14 protein-coding genes are annotated in these 18891 nt (G+C 68.0%); 12 read left to right on the plus strand and 2 right to left on the minus strand.

The features are described from left to right. Positions 1-30: 30 nt before the first annotated feature. Together E5P2_RS02455 and E5P2_RS02460 are read right to left on the minus strand one after the other, a co-directional pair. Entirely contained in the window at positions 31-3258 is a 3228-nt protein-coding gene (locus E5P2_RS02455) for a bifunctional cytochrome P450/NADPH--P450 reductase (RefSeq protein WP_162565585.1), read from the minus strand. Between the two features lie 96 nt (positions 3259-3354). Further along, entirely contained in the window at positions 3355-4011 is a 657-nt protein-coding gene (locus E5P2_RS02460; RefSeq protein WP_162565586.1) for a TetR/AcrR family transcriptional regulator, read from the minus strand. Between the two features lie 149 nt (positions 4012-4160). Between E5P2_RS02460 and E5P2_RS02465 the strand changes: the two genes are divergently transcribed. The 12 genes from E5P2_RS02465 (at position 4161) to E5P2_RS02520 (ending at position 18843) form a co-directional block, all read left to right on the plus strand. Continuing rightward, positions 4161-7469, plus strand: coding sequence for an acetyl-CoA carboxylase family protein (locus E5P2_RS02465; RefSeq protein ID WP_162565587.1), 3309 nt, complete (start codon positions 4161-4163; stop codon positions 7467-7469). A 64-nt stretch (positions 7470-7533) separates the two neighbouring features. Then, on the plus strand, positions 7534-8835 hold the full coding sequence (locus E5P2_RS02470; protein WP_162565588.1) for an SGNH/GDSL hydrolase family protein: 1302 nt from the start codon (positions 7534-7536) through the stop codon (positions 8833-8835). Between the two features lie 97 nt (positions 8836-8932). Continuing rightward, the gene (locus E5P2_RS02475) at positions 8933-9304 is read left to right on the plus strand and encodes a YXWGXW repeat-containing protein (protein WP_162565589.1); all 372 of its coding nucleotides are present in this window, start codon (positions 8933-8935) and stop codon (positions 9302-9304) included. Positions 9305-9510: 206 nt separating this feature from the next. Continuing rightward, the gene (locus E5P2_RS02480; RefSeq protein WP_162565590.1) at positions 9511-10311 is read left to right on the plus strand and encodes an IclR family transcriptional regulator; all 801 of its coding nucleotides are present in this window, start codon (positions 9511-9513) and stop codon (positions 10309-10311) included. A 226-nt stretch (positions 10312-10537) separates the two neighbouring features. Further along, entirely contained in the window at positions 10538-11440 is a 903-nt protein-coding gene (locus E5P2_RS02485) for a dihydrodipicolinate synthase family protein (protein WP_197908436.1), read from the plus strand. A 32-nt stretch (positions 11441-11472) separates the two neighbouring features. Then, positions 11473-12480, plus strand: a complete 1008-nt coding sequence (locus E5P2_RS02490) for a dihydroxyacetone kinase subunit DhaK (protein WP_162565591.1) — start codon at positions 11473-11475, stop codon at positions 12478-12480. Further along, positions 12480-13082, plus strand: a complete 603-nt coding sequence (locus E5P2_RS02495) for a dihydroxyacetone kinase subunit L (protein WP_162565592.1) — start codon at positions 12480-12482, stop codon at positions 13080-13082. The genes E5P2_RS02490 and E5P2_RS02495 overlap by 1 nt, the downstream gene beginning before the upstream one ends. 64 nt (positions 13083-13146) lie before the next feature. Further along, positions 13147-14481 (plus strand): MFS transporter, encoded by a 1335-nt coding sequence (locus tag E5P2_RS02500; RefSeq protein ID WP_162565593.1) that lies wholly within the window; start codon positions 13147-13149, stop codon positions 14479-14481. A gap of 86 nt (positions 14482-14567) precedes the next feature. Further along, positions 14568-15953, plus strand: a complete 1386-nt coding sequence (locus E5P2_RS02505; protein WP_162565594.1) for an ABC transporter substrate-binding protein — start codon at positions 14568-14570, stop codon at positions 15951-15953. A 2-nt stretch (positions 15954-15955) separates the two neighbouring features. Further along, the gene (locus E5P2_RS02510; protein WP_162565595.1) at positions 15956-16876 is read left to right on the plus strand and encodes a carbohydrate ABC transporter permease; all 921 of its coding nucleotides are present in this window, start codon (positions 15956-15958) and stop codon (positions 16874-16876) included. Next, positions 16873-17706 carry a carbohydrate ABC transporter permease gene (locus E5P2_RS02515; protein ID WP_162565596.1) on the plus strand — a complete coding sequence of 278 codons (834 nt, stop codon included), beginning with the start codon at positions 16873-16875 and terminating at the stop codon, positions 17704-17706. Before E5P2_RS02510 ends, E5P2_RS02515 begins: the two co-directional genes overlap by 4 nt. A 57-nt stretch (positions 17707-17763) precedes the next feature. Continuing rightward, positions 17764-18843, plus strand: coding sequence for an ABC transporter ATP-binding protein (locus tag E5P2_RS02520; RefSeq protein WP_162565597.1), 1080 nt, complete (start codon positions 17764-17766; stop codon positions 18841-18843). Positions 18844-18891: the final 48 nt, after the last annotated feature.

Here is an 18891-nt window from a genome sequence, read left to right on the forward strand (position 1 = left end):
ACACGAAGTGCGCGAAGACTGGGGGCGAGTTTATGCACCTGCCCAGACGTCCAGCACGTAGCGCTGGTCGGCAATCATCCGGTCCATCCATGCGCTGCCGTCCTGCCCGTGCTCGCGCGCGATGTCCGACAGCGTGCGCCGCACGTCGGGCTCCATGCGCGAGCCATCGCCGCACACGTAGACGATCGCGCCCTGGTCCAGCAAGCGCCAGACCTGCGCGGCCTGTTCGCGGATCAGGTCCTGCACATAGACCTTGCGCTCGCCCGCACGCGAGAAGGCGGTGTGCAACTGCATCAACCCGCTGTCGGCCCAGCGCTCGAGTTCGTCCCGGTAGATGAAGTCCTGCCCGGGATGCCGGCAGCCGAAGAAGAGCATCGCCTCGCCCGGCGCCGTGCCCTTGGCGATCTGCGCCGCGCGTTCCTGCAGGAAGCCGCGGAAGGGCGCAAGCCCGGTGCCCGGCCCGACCATGATGACCGGCCGCGCCGGATCGTCGGGCAGGCGAAAGCCCTCGGCCGTGGTCTCTCGCACCACGCCATGCACCATGTCGCCGGCCTCGGCGCGTGCGAGATAGCTCGAGCACACGCCCTCGAAACGGCCCAGCCCCGAGCGCGCCGGCCCGTCCACCACGCCCACCGTGACGCTGCAGCGCGCCGCATCGGCGCTCGGTGACGACGAGATCGAGTAGTAGCGCGGCGTGAGCGGCGACAGCATCTCGAGGAACAGCGCGAACGGGATCTGGCAGGCCGGGAATTCCTCCAGCAGGTCGAGCACCGACTTGCGCTTGTGCAGCACCTCGCTCTTGTAGAGCGCGGCCGAGGCCTCGTCCGCGCCCGACAACGCCGCCAGCTTCGGCTGCGTGAACGGGCATTCGGTCTGCGCCGCGAGCTGCGCGATCTGCTTGCGCGTGGCCACGTCCTGCAGTTCGACGTAGTCGCCGAGCAGGCGGTCGATCGCGATCACCTGGTCGACCGGCAGCGCCGCCTTGCGGCCCGGCGCGGCCTGCAGCCGCAGGTGCGCGTTGCGCGCGAAGCCGAAGCGCGCCATCGCGCGCTCGACCTGTGCCGGCCCGTTGCGCGGCACCACGCTCAGGTGATCGCCGGGTCGGTAGCTCACGCCCTCGGGCAGCTGCAATTCGACATGGCGCGTCGAGCGCGTGTCGGCCGCTGCAGCGGCACCTGCGCTCTGCAACTCGCGGTTCTCGATCACACGCATCGCCACCGCACCGAGCGCATCGACCAGCGCATTCTTCTGCGGCGGCGGCAGCTCTTCGAGCGTGTAGAGCGGCTCGCTCTGCGCCGGCGCGTCCGCGCCCGTCTTCAGATCGAAGGCCGCGACCAGCGCCGGCCACAGCGCATCGCTCCAATCCTGGAAGGCGCCGTCCATGTCCTCGCGCGCATCGCCTTCGCCGCGTGCATGCAGGCGCGTCGCGCCCAGCGTCGCGAGCTGTTCGTCGATGCGGCGCGGCACGGCCTGGTAGGTCGAGGCCCAGTCGGTGTTGCCGCAGCCGAACACGCTGAAGCGCACGCCGTTGAGCGCGTCGTCGGCCTTGTCGAGCCAGCGATGGAACTCGGCCGCATTGTCGGGCGCCATGCCGTTGTACGAGGCGCAGACGATGGCCACGGCGCCGTTCGCCGGCAGGCGCTCGGCATAGTCGTCGAGCGAGGCCAGCTGGGTCGAGAAGCCGCGCAGCTCGCCGGCTTCGGCCAGCTGGCGCGCGAGATCTTCGGCGGTGCCGAGGTTGGAGCCCTGCAGCACCAGCAGCGAGGTGCCGTGGCGCGCCGCCTGCGTTCTGCGGGATGCGGCCGGCTTCCCGCTGGCCGCGGCCGGCACTGGCTGCGATGCGCCATCGCCGCGCGAACGCGTGGCCGGGTCGCGCAACAGCGCCTTGATCCTGAAGCCCTCGGGCTTGATCGTCAACGCTTCCTTGATCTTCAGCTTGTAGCCGGTATGGTCCACCAGCGTGAAGCGCTGCAGGATCATGCCGAGCGTGAGCACCGCTTCCTGCAGCGCGAACTGCCGTCCGATGCAGGCGCGCTGGCCGTTGCCGAAAGGCTTGAAGGCATTGACCGGCCGCTCGCGTTCGGCCTCGCGGCTGAAGTGATCGGGGTTGAACCGGTCGGCATCCTCGCCCCACACCGTCTTGTCGCGATGCAGCGCCAGCGCGTGCATGATGATCATGTTGCGCTTCTTGATCGTGTACTGGCCGCCGATGGTCGTGTCTTCCTTCGCGGCCATCGCGATCGCCGGCGCGGTCGGGAACATGCGCAGCGATTCCTTCAGCACCTGCAGCACGTAGCCGAGGCGGTTGACCTGCGCATAGGTCGGCTTCACCGACAGATCGGGGCCGAGCACGTGGTCGACCTCGGCCTGCGCCTTGGCCATCGCGTCCGGATTGTTCAGCAGGAAGTAGATCGCGAACGAGAGCAGCCCGCTCGTGGTCTCGTGGCCCGCGATCAGGAACTCGATGCATTCGTCGCGGATCTGCCGGTCGTCCAGCTGCTCGCCGGTCTTCTTGTCGACGCCGGCGATCATGTAGCTCAGCAAGTCGGGCTTGGTCGCGATGTCGGCGCCGCTCGCACGCCGCTCGCGCACGATGTCCTCCACCATCTTGTGCATGTAGCGCACGTCCTTGCGCTGTTGTGCCAGCTCTTTCTTGAGCATCAGCTCCTCGAGCGGCAGGCCGCGCCGGTTCTGCACCGTCTCCAGCGTGCGCACCATCGCATCGACGAAGGGATGGAAGCCCTCGCGGTAGAACGAGTTGAAGCGATAGCCGAAGCCGCACAGGCCGATGGTGTCGAGCGTGAGCGCGGTCATGTCGCGCACCACGTCGACCTCCTCGTCGAAGTTCAGCCGCTCCCACTTGGTCACGAGCTGCTCGGCGATGTCGAGCATCATCGGATGGTAGGCCTGCATCGCGCGCTGGCTGAAGTTGGCCAGCAGGATGTTGTGCGGCTTCGACCAGGTCGACTCGTGCGTGTCCGAGGTGAAGAGCCCGTGCGACAGCGCGCGCAGCCGGCGCAGCGTGCCCTTGGTGCTCTTGTCGAAGCGCTTCTCGTCGCACAGTTCGTCCACCAGCGCCGCCGAGGACACCACGATCACCGGCATGCCCGGCATGTCGAGCCAGTAGATGGCGCCGAGCTCCTGCGCGATCTTCCACATGTCCAGCACCGGCGAGACGGAGCCGATCGACAGGATGTTGCCGACGAAGGGCTTCTTCGCAGGATGCGGAATCGGGTAGAGCGCGTTCTTGCCTGCCATGGTCTTCGTGCCTTTCGCGTGAAACCGATCACGGACCGCGGATGCGGTCTCGCAGTATCTCGATGGTGGAGGGGTGCGGCGGGCCGGGGTATTCCCTTAGCGGTGCGTGCGAAGGCCGAACACGCGCCAGGCCAGCTTCGACAGTTGCGCCACCACCTCGTCCGGCGACAGGCGCCCGCCCGGGCGGTACCAGGTGTAGAGGAAACCCGGCAGGCTGCAGGCGGCGAGCGCGGTGATGCGGGTGTCGTCGAAGTCGAAGTCGCCGTCGCGCCGGCCTTCCTCGAGCAACGGGAACAGCCGGTCGTAGAAATGGTGCGCGAGCTTCATCTGCGCAGCCTTGTATTCGGGGCGATAGACCTGCGGCTCGCGGTAGGGAAAGAAGGCGCAGGGATGGTGCGCGACGGTGGCGCGGATCAGCCGTTCGATGCCTTCCATCACCTTCTCGCGCGCGCTGCGCCGGTCGTCGGGCGCGAAGTCCATCGCGGTCAGGCAGTCGACCGTGGGTCGCCACGAAAGCGTCTCGAAGATTTCCTGCTTGTCGCGGAAATAGTAGTAGACGAAGGGCTTGGTGACGCCGAGCGCGCGCACGATCTGCGCCATCGTGGTGTTGGCATAGCCCTGGCGCGCGAACAGGTCGGTGGCCGCGGCGAGGATGCGCTCGCGCTGCACGTCGGTCGCCTCGGTGGCGGCGCGCTGGCGGCCCGTGCCCCGCGGCAGGTGGGGTTTGTGCGGTGTCTCCGATGTTCTACCCATCGGTAGGATTGTTGGTGCACCATGCGGGGCTGGCAAGCGAGCCGGTCGCTGCACCGGCTATCGATAACCCTGAGAGAGTGACGCCATGGAGACAAGCTCCCCGCTTCGCGATCCGCGGCGCAAGGGCAGGGCCTGAAGAAGGACCGCGGGTGTTCCAGAAGATCCTCGTGGCCAACCGCGGCGAGATCGCCGTGCGGCTGACGCGCGCCTTGCGCGACCTTGGCATCGCGAGCGTCGCCGTCCATGCGAAGGACGATGCGGCTGCGCTGCACGTGCAGCTGGCGGACGAGGCCGCGCCGCTCGCCGCGGCCGGCCCGTCGGCCTACCTCGACATCGCGGCGCTGATCGCCATCGCGCGCGAGCGCGGCTGCGACGCGGTGCACCCAGGCTACGGCTTCCTCAGCGAACGCGCCGATTTCGCGCAGGCCTGCGAGGCCGCGGGCCTGTGCTTCATCGGCCCGACGCCGGCGCAGCTCGCGCTGTTCGGCGACAAGGCCCGCGCCCGCGCGCTCGCCGAACGATGCGGCGTGCCGGTGATGCCGGGCAGCACCGGCGCGGTGACGCTGGCCGAGGCGCAGGCCTTCTTCGCGGCCCAGCAGGCCGAGGGCGCCGGCATCATGGTCAAGGCGCTCGGCGGCGGCGGTGGCCGCGGCATGCGCGCGGTGTCGAATGCATCCGAGTTGGCCGAAGCGCATGCGCGCTGCATGTCCGAAGCCCGTGCCGCCTTCGGCATCGAAGGCGTCTACGTCGAGCGGCTGATGCGCGATGCGCGCCACATCGAGGTCCAGATGCTCGGCGATGGGCAGGCGGTCGCGAGCCTCGGCGAGCGCGAGTGCACGCTGCAGCGACGTTTTCAGAAGCTGGTCGAGATCGCGCCGAGTCCATCCTTGCCCGAGGGCTTGCGCGCGCTGATCACGCAGGCCGCGCTGCGCATGGCGCGGGCGGTAGGCTACCGCAGCCTCGGCACCTTCGAATTCCTGGTCGACCTGCATTCGCCGACCTTGCCCTTCGTCTTCATCGAGGCCAATCCGCGGCTGCAGGTCGAGCACACCGTGACCGAAGCCGTCACGGGGCTCGACCTGGTGCAGCTGCAGATCGGAGTTGCGGCCGGGTTCGGCCTGGCCGAGCTCGGCATCGATGACGTGCGCACGGCGGCGCAGCGCGGCTTCGCAGTGCAGTGGCGCATCAATGCCGAGACACTCGACGCGCAGGGCCATGCGCGGCCGTCCGCCGGCACGCTGGCGCGCTTCGAGCTGCCATCGGGGCCCGGCGTGCGCGTCGACACGCACGGCCATGCGGGGCTCGCGCCCTCGCCGCACTACGACATGCTGCTCGCCAAGCTGATCGTGCACTCGCCGTCGCCGCGCTTCGGCGATGCAGTGCGGCGCTCGCTGCGCGCATTGGCGGAATGCCACATCGACGGCCTGGCGACCAACCTGGCGCTGCTGCGCGCGATCGCGGCGCGGCCCGAGTTCGCGACGCAGGCGGTGCACACGCGCTTCGTCGAAGAGAACCTGGCCGATCTGCTGGCTGCGGCCGCGCACATCGACGCCGCGGCCGCGAAGAACGCGCGGCCGGCCGCCCTCGTCGAAAGTGTCGCTGCGCCGTCGCAGGGCGAAGCGGGCGGCCTGGTGGTCAGGGCACCGATGCCTGCGAGGCTGGTGCAGTTCGAAGTGGAGCTCGGCGATGTCGTGCCGGCCGGCGCGCAGCTCGGCGTGCTCGAGGCCATGAAGATGGAGCATCTGCTGCCCGCGCCCGCGGCCGGCCGCGTGGTCGCGCTGCTCGCGGTCGCCGGCGACTACCTGGTCGAGGGTCAGTCGCTGGTGCGGCTCGAAGCGGTGGATGCACAGGCGGCTGCGGCCGAAGCGCAGGCCGAACCGGACCTCGATGCGATCCGGCCCGACCTGCGCAAAGTGATCGACCGCCATGCGCCGACGCTCGATGCCAACCGCATCGCGGCGATGGCAAAGCGCCATGCACAGGGCGGGCGCAGTGCGCGCGCCAATATCGCCGATCTCTGCGACACGGCCGGCGATCCCGGCAACTTCACAGAATACGGCGCGCTCGCGATCGCCGCGCAGACGCGCCGCCGTTCGCGCGAGGACCTGGTCGCTCACACGCCGGCCGACGGCATGGTGACCGGCATCGGCAGCGTCAATGCGACGCAGTTCGGCGCTGAAAGCTCGCGCTGCGTCGTCATGGCCTACGACTACACGGTGCTGGCCGGCACCCAGGGCATGCGCAACCACCAGAAGACCGATCGCATGCTGGGCATCGCACACCATCTGAAGCTGCCGGTGGTGCTGTTCGCCGAGGGCGGCGGCGGCCGGCCGGGCGACACCGACATGCCGGTGGTCGCCGGCCTGAACAACCACACCTTCAGCCGCTTCGCCGCGCTCTCGGGCCAGGTGCCGGTGGTCGGCATCGCGCATGGGCGCTGCTTCGCGGGCAATGCCGCGCTGCTCGGCTGCGCCGACGTGATCATCGCCACCGAGGCCAGCAACATCGGCATGAGCGGCCCGGCGATGATCGAAGGCGGCGGCCTCGGCCGCTTCGCGCCCGAACAGATCGGGCCGAGCGGCGTGCAGTCGCGCAATGGCGTGATCGACGTCCTGGTCAGGGACGAAGCGCAGGCGGTCGCCGTGGCGAAGCACTACCTGTCCTACTTCCAGGGCGCGACGCAGCACTGGCAGTGCGCCGACCCGCGCCGGCTGCGCCGCGCGGTGCCCGAGAACCGGCTGCGCGTGTACGACATGCGCGCGGTGATGCACGACCTGGCCGACAGCGGCTCGCTGCTCGAATTGCGCGCGGGCTTCGGCGCCGGCATCGTGACGGCGCTGGCGCGCATCGAGGGAAAGCCCATCGGCCTGCTGGCCAACAACCCGCACCATCTCGGCGGCGCGATCGATGTCGATGCGGCCGACAAGGCCGCGCGCTTCATGCAGCTGTGCAATGCGCACGGCCTGCCGCTGGTGGCGCTGTGCGACACGCCGGGCTTCATGGTCGGCCCCGAGATCGAGGCCCAGGCGCAGGTGCGCCACGTGTGCCGGATGTTCATGGTGGCCTCGCACTTGCGGGTGCCGTATTTCGCGGTGGTGCTGCGCAAGGGCTACGGGCTGGGTGCGCAGGCGATGACGGCCGGCGGCTTCGATGCGCCGGTGTTCACCGTCGCCTGGCCGACCGGAGAGTTCGGTGCCATGGGGCTCGAAGGCGCGGTGCGGCTGGGCTTTCGCAAGGAGCTCGAGGCCGCGGCCGAAGGCGCCGAGCGCGACGCGCTGTTCAAGTCGCTGGTCGCGCAGCAGTATGCGAACGGCGAAGCGATTCCGATGGCCGAGACGCTGGAGATCGATGCCGTGATCGATCCGGCCGACACGCGCGCCTGGCTGGTGCGCGGGCTCGCGTCGTCGGCGCGCATGGCGGCGCAACGGCCGGCGGCAACCTTTGTCGACACTTGGTAACGCGCGCGGGCCGATGTCCGACATGGATCGCGCAGCGCCTTCGTAAACTGATGCGCTTTTGCGCATGAACCTGGTTTCACGATTCTTCAGCCGTGCGGGTGCGGCGGCACTGGCCTGTTGCGCCGGTGCGTTGCTGCTGCTGCTGCCGATGATGGCCGCGCAGGCCGCCGATGTGCGATGGGCGGCGAGCTGGGCCGCGGCGCCGCAGGACTACCAGCAGCTGCCGCCCCCGCTGCGCACCGCGCCGCCGGAGGCGCTGGCCGCGTCCGGCGCGCAGACCTTGCGCGAGCGCCTGCTGCCGACGCTGGGCGGTCGCCGTGTGCGCATCCGCTTCTCGAACGTGTTCGGCAAGGTGCCGCTGCACATCGCCGCCGCGAGCGTGGCGCGCAGCACCGGCGGTGCCGCCGTCTCGCCCGCCACGCTGCGCCAACTGCAATTCGGCGGCCGCACCGACATCACCCTCGCGCCGGGTGCCGAGGCATGGAGCGACGCGGCCCGCCTGAGCCTCGAGCCCGGCCAGGCGGCGGCGGTGAGCTTCGAGGTCGGTGCGCCGACGTCGTTCGCCACGGTGCACCATCTGCCGCCCGATGCGACCTGGGTGCTGCCGGGCCGTGCGGTGATGCGGACGTCATGGCGCGATGCGGCGCCCTCGCCATGGAACCATGTCGTCACGGGGCTCGACGTCGCGAGTGCGACGACGCCGCGCGTGGTCGTCGCCTTCGGCGATTCGATCACCGAAGGCGTGGGCGGCCGGGATGCGCAGGGTCAGCCGGGGTCCTATCCCGATCAGCTCGCGACGCGGCTTCGCGGCCAACCGGGCGGCAGGACTTCCTTCGCGGTGATCAATGCCGGCATCGCCGGCAACCGCCTGCTCGCGGACCGGATCGGCCCCGGCGGCATCGCGCGCTTCGAGCGCGACGCGCTGGGGCAGAGCGGCGTCACGCACGTGCTGATCCTGATCGGCATCAACGACCTCCTCTTCGGCCAGTCGCCTGGCCTGGCCGAAGGCGGCAAGCCCTTGCCGGAGACCCCCGGCGTCGAGCAGATCACTGCAGGACTGCAGCAGTTGATCCGGCAGGCTCGCGACAAGGGCGTGAAGGTGCTGCTGGGCACGCTGCTGCCCTTCAAGGGCATGCCGGAGCCGTACTGGAGCGAAGAGCGCGAGGCGCGCCGGCAGGCGGTGAACCGATGGATCCGCGGCCGCCAGGATGTGGAAGCGGTGGTCGATTTCGACGCCGCGCTGCGCGACCCGGCCGACCCCGCGGCATTGAACCCGCTGTACGACAGCGGCGATCATCTGCATCCGAGCCATGCCGGCTACGCCGCCATGGCCGGCGCGGTCGATCCGCAGGAGCTGAGGGAATGAGGCGACACAGCTTTACACAAGACTTCGCGCGCGACTTACATGCGATTCACACGGGCGCGGGAGGATGAAGTCTTCAACCACTCATGAGGAGCATCCTATGAAAAAACTCGCTGTCACCCTGGCCGTCGGTGCCGCATCCCTGTTGTCGGTGGGGGCCGTGGTCGTGCCGACGGCCGCGCAGGCGCAGCCCCTGGTCATCCAGGTGGCGCCGCCGCCGCCGCGCTTCGAGCGCGTTCCACCGCCGCGCCGCGGCTTCGTGTGGGCGCCTGGCCACTACGAGTGGCGTGGCGGACGCCATGTGTGGGTGGGCGGCTTCTGGGTGCCGGCGCGGCCGGGCTACGTCTACCGTGCGCCGGAATGGCGGCAGCACGGTGGCCGCTGGGAATACTCCGGCGGCCGCTGGGACCGCGACGGCGATGGCGTGCCGGACCGCTATGACCGCAGGCCTAACAATCCCTACCGCCGCTGACGCAGGCACCCCGGCATGAAGAACGCCCGCCCTCATCCGGCGGGCGTTTTCGTTGGGCAGCGAAGACAACGAGACGCCGCACGCGCAGGGCGGGACTGGGCGGGGCCGCGTACCATCGGGGATCGAGAGTCGATCGTGAATTTTCACTGCATTGACCGGATTCCGGAACGATTCGATAGAATGCCGCCCAGGAGTGATTTGCAACGATGGCTTTGTCCCCGGAACTCGAACGCGCGCCTGACGACAAGAGCAGGATCCAGTCCATCAGCAAGATGATGGACATCCTGGGCTGCTTTTCCACCACCTCGCGCCACCTGACCCTCGGGCAGATCGCCAAATCGGCCGGCGTGCCGCGGCCGACGGCGCACAGGATGCTGTCGGCGCTGCGCGAGATCGGCTTCGTCGAACAGGACGGACGCAACGGAAGCTACAGCCTCGGCATCCGGCTGTTCGAGCTCGGGAGCCTTGCCCTGGCGAACCTCGACCTGCTGCGCGAAGCCAAGCCGTACATGGACCGGCTGTCGCGGCTGTCGGGCGAGTCGGCCCACCTCGGCGTGTTCAACGGCTTCGAAGTCATCGTGGTCGAGCGCGAGGAGCCGGTCGACCGGCCGCTGCGCGGGGTGCAGCCCAGCGAATCGTCGCCGGCCTACTGCACGGGCGTGGGCAAGGCGTTGCTGGCGTTCCAGAAACCGGAGGTCATCGAGCGCGTGATCTCGAACGGCCTGAAGGCCTTCACCACCAACACCATCACCTCGCCCGAGCGCCTGCGCTCGGAGCTCGAGGCCATCCGTGCGCGCGGCTATGCCACCGATGATTCCGAGCACCAGCTCTGGACCAACTGTGTCGCGGCCCCGATCCGGAACGCCTCCGGCCACGTGTTCGCCTCGATCAGCGTGACCGGGGCCGCCGATCGGATGACCGCCGATCGCATCGTTCAGCTGGCGCCGGTCGTCGTCCAGACGGCCGACACGATCGCCCGCCAACTGGGTTACGAAATACCGGGCTGACACTGGGCCGAGGCGCTTTCGCGCCTGTCGCCGCGGCCGCCTTCCATCCTGCATCCGCGAGACCTCGCACGGGGGCGCGCGCGTCTGCGCGCCTTCGATCGAAATACGGGAAAACCCTTTGCAGGTCGGACTTTCTTATCGCCTATATTTGTCGAAATGATGTACCGGATTCCGGAATGACATCGACTCGGCGAAACCCCTTCGCCCCACTCAAAGGAACTGCGACATGACCCATCCCGCCTCCAGCCTGCGAAGCAAGCTCACCGGCGTTCTGCCTCCCATCACCATGCCCTTCGATGACCAGGGCGACCTCGTGAAGGGCGGCTTGCGCAAGCAGATCGACTTCATCATCGAGCAGGGTTCGCGTGCCGTCGTCGCCGGCGGCAGCACCGGCGAGGGCCATACGCTGACGGCGGCCGAATACGAGATGGTGATGCGCGAAGCCTTCGACGCGACCGCGGGCCGCGTGCCGTTCGTGGCCGGCCTGATCGTCCAGAGCACGCGCGATGCCATCGAGCGCACCAAGAGCCTGAAGGGCCTCGACATCGCGGCGCTGCAGGTCACGCCGGTCCACTACCTCTTCAAGCCCGATGCCGACGCGACCGTCGAGCACTTCCGGGCCATCCATGCGGCGACCGGCATTCCGATCATCATCTACAACGTCATCCCCTGGAACTACCTGAGCGTCGACCTGATGCTGCGCATCATGGAAGAAGTGCCGGGCGTGATCGGCATGAAGCAAAGCGGCGGCGATCTCAAGTCGATCTCCGACCTGCTGCTGCGCTGCAAGCCGGAAAGCCTGGTCCTGTCGGGCGTCGATGCGCTCCTCTACCCCGGCTTCTGTCTCGGCATCCATGGCGCCATCAGCGCGCTGACCAGCGCCGTTCCCGGCGTCGTCGTGGCCATGCAGAAGGCCGTCGAGGCCGGCAACCACGCGCTCGCGAAAGACATCCATTTCAAGCTCAACGCGCTGTGGAACACGCTGCCGCACGACAACCTACCGGCCTGCGTCAAGTACATCCAGCATCTGCAGGGCGTGCCGATGTTCCAGCCGCGTGCTCCGATGATGCGCGTGACCGAGGCCCAGAAGGCCGCGATCAAGGTCGCCCTCCAGCCGCTGCTGGCTTGAGCTTCCCACGGCGCGGATTCGGAGACACCGGCTTGAAAAAAATCCTCAATCGACCGGACGACTACGTCGACGAGATGCTGGACGGCCTCGTGCTCGCGCACCCGGAGAGCCTGCGGCGCGTCGGGCCCGACGGCCGCGTCCTTGCCCGCGCCGCGGGCGCCCGCAAGGGCAAGGTCGGCATCGTCACGGGCGGCGGCTCCGGCCATCTGCCGGTGTTCCTGGGTTATGTCGGCGAGGGCCTTCTCGATGCCTGCGCGGTCGGCAACGTGTTCGCGGGTCCTCGCGCCTCCGACTGCCAGGAGGCAGTGCGCGCGGCCGATGGCGGCGCGGGCGTGCTGCAGCTGTACGGCAACTACGGCGGCGACCGGATGAACTTCGACATGGCGCAGGAGCTGCTGGAGCTCGAGGGCCTCGGCGTGCGTTCCGTGCGCGTGAGCGACGACGTCGCCAGCGCGCCGCTCGCCGAGCGCGCCAAGCGCGCCAAGCGCCGGGGTGTCGCCGGCATGGTCTACGCGTTCAAGATCGCCGGCGCCAGGGCGGCTGCCGGCGCCAGCCTGGACGAAGTGGCGGCCACTGCGGCCAAGGCCGCCGACGCCTGCCGCTCGATCGGCGTGGCATTGACGCCTTGCGTCATCCCGGAGTCGGGCAAGGCCTCGTTCGAGATTGCCGAGGACGAAGTGGAGTTCGGCATGGGCATCCATGGCGAACCCGGCATCTGGCGCGGCAAGCTCAAGTCGGCAGACTCGCTGGGCGCGGAGATGCTCGAGCGCCTGCAGGCCGAACTGAAGCTCGCGCGCGGCGACCGCGTGGCCGTGCTGGTCAACAGCCTTGGTGCGACGCCTCTCGAAGAGCTCTACATCCTGTACCGCCATGTCGCGACCGCGCTCGCGCAGCAAGGCGTGACACCGGTCATGCCGCTGGTCGGACGCTACGCGACCTCGATGGAAATGGCGGGCGCATCCCTGACGCTGATGCCGCTGGACTCGGAACTCGAGGCGCTGCTGAAGGCGCCGGCCTCGTGCCCGTTCTGGAGCGTGTGATGCCGAGTCCGACCGACCTGCACCAAGGCCTCGAGCGCTGGGCGACCGCGCTGCATGAGTCGACTCACGAGCTCAACGCGCTCGACGGACGGCTCGGCGATGGCGACCTCGGCACGACCCTGGACAAGTGCGCATCGAACGTGCGCGAGGCGCTGCCCGCGCTGCCGCAGGACTTCGCCGGCATCTTCAGGTCCTGCGCTGCGGCTTGTGCCAAGGCCTCGGGCTCGAGCTTCGGCACGCTGCTGGCGCTCGCCTTCATGACCGCGTCCAAGCACGTGAGCGGCGTGGAGCGCCTCGACCGTCCCGCGCTCGTGCGCCTGCTCGATGCCGTGACGACGTCGCTCGGCGCGCGTGGCGGCGCGGCCTTCGGGGACAAGACGATGCTCGACAGCATCGACGCCATTGCGCGCGCGCTGGAAGCCGCGCCCGATGATGCCGAACTGCGCACGGTGGCCATCGACGCCGCCCGTGAAGCCCTCGACACGTACAGATCGAAACCCAACCGGATCGGCCGCGCCCGCATGTTCGCGGACAAGAGCATCGGCATGGACGACCCGGGGATGGTGGCGGTTCACCGGATGACCCAAAGCCTTCAGGCCTGAAGCCTGGCGTATTGAACCAGCGGATCGCGGCGCCATCGCCCGCGCCGCGACATGGAGACAACCAATGAACATGAGCGCAACCGTCGCCGCCGACCGTTCCATGGGCGGCGCGGACGATCGGAATCAGAAGCTGAGAACCGTCGTCGGTTCGAGCCTCATCGGCACGACGATCGAATTCTTCGACTTCTTCATCTACGGGACCGCCGCGGCACTGGTCTTCCCGAAGCTGTTCTTTCCGACCCTGTCGCCGCTGGTCGGGATCCTCGCTGCCTACGCCACGCTGGCGATTCCCTTTCTGACCCGGCCGCTGGGCGCGATCGTGTTCGGCAACTACGGCGACAAGCTGGGCCGCAAGAAAATGCTGATCCTCTCGCTGATGATCATGGGCCTGGCCACCTTCGCGATCGGCCTGGTGCCGACCTACGAATCCATCGGCGTGGCCGCGCCGATCCTGATCATCGTGCTGCGTCTGGTCCAGGGCTTCGCGCTCGGCGGCGAATGGGGCGGGGCGACGACGATGGTGGTCGAATACGCGCCGCCCGCGCGCCGCGGATTCTTCGGCTCCTTCGTGCAGCTGGGCAACGTGCTGGGCCTCTTCATCGCGACCCTGGTCTTCGCGCTGCTGCCCAAGGACACCCTGCTCGACGGCTGGTGGCGGCTGCCCTTCCTGGCCAGCATCCTGATGCTCGGCGTCGGTCTCGTGATCCGCTCGAAGATCGAGGAGACGCCGATCTTCGCGCAGCTGAAGACATCCGAGGTGCGGCGAACGCCCATCGTGGACGTCCTGCGCCACCACAAGAAGGCGGTGCTGCTGGCCATGGGCATGCGCACCGGCGAGATCGTGCTGGGCTGGCTCGTGATCGGCTTCCTGCTCACCTACGCGACGAAGACGGTCGGGTTCAGCTCGAACGACGTGCTCTACGCCATCCTCGGCGCGAGCGGACTCGGGCTCTTCACCTTCCCCCTGTTCGGCGCGCTGTCCGATCGCATCGGCCGCCGGCCGGTCTACCTGATCGGCGCGATCATTGCCGCGGTCTTCGCGTTTCCCTTCTTCTGGCTGATCGATGCCAAGGTGCCGGCGCTGTTCTTCTTCGCCATCATCTTCGGCTACGCGATCGCGCTGGGTGCCATGTTCTCGGTGCAGCCGGCCTTCTTCTCCGAGGCCTTCGACACCAACGTCCGCTACACGGGCGTGTCGCTGGGCTACCAGCTCGCCAACGTCATCGGCGGGCTGACGCCGATGATCGCGACCTCGCTGGTCGCGGCGGCCGGCGGCAAGTCCTGGCCGATCTCGACCTTTCTGGCCATCGCATCGCTCATCACGGTCGGCTGCGTGCTGCTGTCGAGGGAAACCTCCGGCAGCTCCCTGGCTTCCCGTGCGGGCCGCGCGTCGAGATGAGCGATATCCCGGGGCAGGGCGGCGACGCCAGCGGCCCGTCTTTCATTGCCTTTGACTCTTTGTGCCCATCACTTCGGAGAATGCCCATGAATACCAGCACCGTCACCTCACGCGAACCGGGCGCGGCGCAACCGCTTCGTCGAGGCTGCGGCCCGATGGCCAGGCGCTGTGCGCTGATCGGCGCCGCGCTCGTCCTGCCGGGCCTGGCCGCCGCGGAGGACACAGAGCTCTCGTTCTGGACCAACCTCACGACGGCCGCGCAGGCCAATGTGATCCAGAAGCAGGTCAACGATTGCACGGCGGCCACGCCCAACGTCAAGGTGCACTTCGAGACTGTGCCGTTCTCCTCGATGTACACGCGGCTCGTCACCGCGTTGCGCAAGGGTGATCCGCCCAACGTCATGAACACGCTGGAGGGCGCGGTGGCCTTCCTGCAGGCCAAGAACGGCATCGTGCCGGTCACGGATGTCGTCAACGGCCTCGGCCAGGACGACTTCATTCCCGCCTATCTGCATGCCGCCAGCAAGGGCGGCCAGATCTGGGGCGTGCCGGACTGGGCGCTGCACCAGGAAGTCTGGTATCGCAAGGATCTGTTCGCGCAGGCCGGCCTCAAGCCGCCGAAATCCTGGCCCGAGCTGTTGCAGGCAGCCAAGGCGCTCAACCGCGAAGCCAAGGACGGCAAGCCGGCGACCTACGGATTCGCCGTGCCGATGAGCAGCGCGCTGGTCGGGCCGCAGACCTATTTCCAGATCTTCTATTCGGCCGGCGGCACCGTGTTCGATCCGAAGACCGGCGCCTATGTGTTCGACAAGCAGAAGGACATCGCCGTCAAGTCGCTGCAGTTCCTCGTGGATCTCTACAAGGCCGCCTCGCCGCCGTCCAGCGTCGAATGGTCGTGGAACGAATACCGCACCGCCTACGTCAAGGGCCAGGTCGCGATGACCAACGAATGGGGCGCGGTGGTCCAGATGGCCGTCGAACAGAACCCGGACATGCTCAAGCAGATGAGCGTCTTTCCCTTCCCCGGCCCGAGCGCGGACAAGAAGCCGGCGGCGGCGCTCAACGGCGGCTACTACTACGTGGTCGGCAATTCGACGCCGGCCAAGGTGGCGGCTTCGAAGGAACTGCTCAAGTGCCTCTACAAGGTCGATCGCGTCGTCGAGCGCGCGAACACGCGTCCCATCTTCGCGGTGCCTTCGACCAAGAGCGCATTCAACAGCGCGGGCTACCAGTCCAATGAGATGGTCAAGCGCTTCAAGCCCGAGATGGACACCATCTTCAATGACGTCATGCAGAACTGGTACCGCTACGGCATGGAAGCGGGCCTGAATCCGCTGGCGGGGCAGATCGAGGCGACGACCTTCATCGGCGATGCGCTGCAGAATGCGGCGCTCGGCAAGATCACGGTGGAGAAGGCCGTCGATCAGATGAACGACCAGCTCAAGCAGCAAGTCGCGGCGATGTCGCGCTAACCATGGACGCAGCACGCAAGATGCCGGGCGCGACCCTTGCCAGGAGCTTCCGGGGCCGGGGTGCGCGAACCGGCTTCCTGTTCGCGGCACCCGCGATCCTGTTCCTGCTCGTCTTCGTTGCGTATCCGATCGTGGATGCCATCCGTCTGAGCTTCCTGGAGATCGACTTCGTCACCGGGGCCGAGCGCTTCGTCGGCGTGCAGAACTTCGCCGAGATCTTCCAGTCGCCGAAGCTCGGGACGGTCCTGCTCAATACGCTGGTCTGGTCGCTCGGCTCGCTGGTCGGGCAGTTCGCGCTGGGTCTCGGCGCCGCACTGGTGATCAACCAGGACCTGCCCGGCATGCGCTTCGTGCGCTCGGTGCTGCTGATTCCCTACGTGGTGCCGGTGATCACCGTCGCGCTGTTCTGGCGCTGGATGCTCGACGGCACCTACGGCATCGTCAGCTACGGGCTGCAATCCGCGGCCCTGCTGGCGCCCAACCAGTCGCCGCTGGCCCTGCCGGCGGGCGCGATGACGAGCGTCGTGCTCGCCAACATCTGGCGCGGCTTCTCCTTCGTCATGATCTCCTACTGGGCGGCGCTGCAGAACATTCCCAAGGACCAGTACGAGGCCGCGTCCGTCGACGGCGCCAACTGGTGGCAGCAGTTCCGCTACGTGACGCTGCCGAACCTGGCCGAGGTCACGCGCACACTGATCGTGCTGCGGGTCATCTGGACCGTCACCTACTTCGACCTGATCTGGCTGATCACGCGCGGCGGACCGGGCGGCTCCACCGAGCATTGGCCGATCTGGATCTACCAGGAGACGATGGGCTTCTTCCGATTCGGCTACGGCGCCGCCCTGGCCACCACGCTGGCGGCGGGGCTGATGCTGCTCGCCCTGCTGTATCTGCGCTCGACGCGCGAAAAGGTGAACGCATGAGACGCCATCGGAGAATCAGGGCCGGCGTGGTCTATCTCGCCGCGCTCCTGCTGTTGCTGTCGGTGGGTTTTCCGCTGATCTGGATGCTGCTGTCCTCGCTCAAGCCCTCGGCGCAGCTGTTCACCTCGCCGCCGAAGTTCTGGAGCGGCAGCCTGACGCTGGAATGGTACCGGTCGGTCGCGTTCTCGTCGGGAGCGCCGCGCCTGTTCCTCAACAGCTTCCTGGTCGCGATCTGGACCACGGTGATCTGCCTGACCGGCGGCTGCTTCGCCGCCTACAGCGTCACGCGCTTCGACTTTCCGGGCAAGCAGACCTTCATGATCGGCGCGCTGGTGAGCTACGTGTTTCCGGCCATCGTGCTGTTCGTGCCCATCTTCTTCATCCTCAACGCCATCGGCCTGGTCGACACGCTGGCCGGCATCGTGCTGGCCCACACGGTCCTGACCTTTCCGCTGGCCGTCTGGATGCTGCGTTCCTTCTTCCTCGGCATTCCGAAGGAGATCGACGAAGCGGCCTGGGTCGACGGCGCTTCCTACTTGCGGACCTTCATCCTCGTCATCCTTCCGCTGACGCTGCCCGGCATCTTCTCGGTCGGCATCTTCGTCTTCGCGCTGTCGTGGAACGAGTACCTGTTCGCCAGCATCCTCGCCACCTCCGGCATCAACAAGACCATCCCCGTCGGCATCGCCGAATACATCACCTCGTTCGACATCCGCTGGGGGGAGATCATGGCGCTCGGCACGCTGACGACCATTCCGGTGGTCGTCCTCTTTCTCGGCGCGCAGAAATATTTCCTGCGCGGCGTCCTGGCCGGCGCGGTGAAGGGCTAGCGTCGAACACGGCGCAGCCCCGTGCTTCGCCACACCCACAGAATCGGAAAACCATCCATGGCATCAGTAGTGTTCGAAGGCGTCGAAAAGGCCTTCGGCGACACCCGGATCATTCAGGGCATCAGCTTTTCCATCGACGACGGCGAGTTCGTGGTGCTCGTGGGGCCGTCGGGCTGCGGCAAGTCGACGCTGCTGCGCATGCTCGCGGGCCTCGAGGACATCGATGGCGGCAGCATCGCCATCGACGGCCGGACCGTGAACGAGCTCGAGTCGAAGGACCGGGACATCGCGATGGTCTTCCAGAGCTATGCGCTCTATCCGCACATGACCGTCGGCGAGAACATGGCCTTCAGCCTCAAGCTCAGGAAGTTCGATCCGGCGCTGATCGAGGCGCGGGTGTCGAAGGCCGCTGCCATCCTCAACCTCGAACCCTATCTCGCGCGGCGCCCGCGCGAACTCTCGGGCGGGCAGCGCCAGCGCGTCGCCATGGGGCGGGCGATCGTGCGGGATCCGAAGGTGTTCCTGTTCGACGAGCCGCTGTCGAACCTGGATGCCAAGCTGCGGGTGGCGATGCGCGCAGAGATCAAGGCGCTTCATCAGCGGCTGAAGACCACCACGGTCTATGTCACGCACGACCAGATCGAAGCCATGACGATGGCCGACCGGATCGTGGTGATGCAGAACGGACGGATCGAACAGATCGGAACGCCGCTCGCGTTGTACGACGCGCCGGTGAATCTGTTCGTGGCCCAGTTCATCGGCTCTCCCTCCATGAACATCGTCGAAGGCACGATGAGAACCGGTGCCGACCCCTGCGTGGAAGCGGCCGGCGGCGCGCGCTGGCCCGCGCCCGCGGGCACGGGCACGGACGGCCAGCATGTCGCCTACGGCGTGCGGCCCGAGCACCTGCGCCTCGTCGGTCCGGAACACAGCGGGGCCGTGGCCGGCGAGATCGTCGTGGTCGAGCCGACCGGGTCGGAGACCGAGCTTCACGTGCAGGTCGGCGAGGCGCGGATCGTGATGTCGATCCACGGCCGGCTTGCGGCGCGACCCGGTGACCGGGTCTTCCTGGTCGTCGATGCGCAACTCACCCATGTGTTCGACGTCTCGACCGGCATTCGACTGATCGCGCGCTGAGTCTTCCTTCTTCCACGGTTCGCATCCAGTTTCTCGCACCTCATCCGC

It is taken from the genome of Variovorax sp. SRS16 (assembly GCF_901827165.1).
Classification (GTDB): domain Bacteria; phylum Pseudomonadota; class Gammaproteobacteria; order Burkholderiales; family Burkholderiaceae_C; genus Variovorax.

Coding starts and splice junctions, on each gene's coding strand:
- E5P2_RS02455 (WP_162565585.1), bottom strand. CDS start 3,258: ATGGCAGGCAAGAACGCGCTCTACCCGATTCCGCATCCTGCGAAGAAG.
- E5P2_RS02460 (WP_162565586.1), bottom strand. CDS start 4,011: ATGGGTAGAACATCGGAGACACCGCACAAACCCCACCTGCCGCGGGGC.
- E5P2_RS02470 (WP_162565588.1), top strand. CDS start 7,534: ATGAACCTGGTTTCACGATTCTTCAGCCGTGCGGGTGCGGCGGCACTG.
- E5P2_RS02475 (WP_162565589.1), top strand. CDS start 8,933: ATGAAAAAACTCGCTGTCACCCTGGCCGTCGGTGCCGCATCCCTGTTG.
- E5P2_RS02480 (WP_162565590.1), top strand. CDS start 9,511: ATGGCTTTGTCCCCGGAACTCGAACGCGCGCCTGACGACAAGAGCAGG.
- E5P2_RS02485 (WP_197908436.1), top strand. CDS start 10,538: ATGACCCATCCCGCCTCCAGCCTGCGAAGCAAGCTCACCGGCGTTCTG.
- E5P2_RS02495 (WP_162565592.1), top strand. CDS start 12,480: ATGCCGAGTCCGACCGACCTGCACCAAGGCCTCGAGCGCTGGGCGACC.
- E5P2_RS02500 (WP_162565593.1), top strand. CDS start 13,147: ATGAACATGAGCGCAACCGTCGCCGCCGACCGTTCCATGGGCGGCGCG.
- E5P2_RS02505 (WP_162565594.1), top strand. CDS start 14,568: ATGAATACCAGCACCGTCACCTCACGCGAACCGGGCGCGGCGCAACCG.
- E5P2_RS02510 (WP_162565595.1), top strand. CDS start 15,956: ATGGACGCAGCACGCAAGATGCCGGGCGCGACCCTTGCCAGGAGCTTC.
- E5P2_RS02515 (WP_162565596.1), top strand. CDS start 16,873: ATGAGACGCCATCGGAGAATCAGGGCCGGCGTGGTCTATCTCGCCGCG.
- E5P2_RS02520 (WP_162565597.1), top strand. CDS start 17,764: ATGGCATCAGTAGTGTTCGAAGGCGTCGAAAAGGCCTTCGGCGACACC.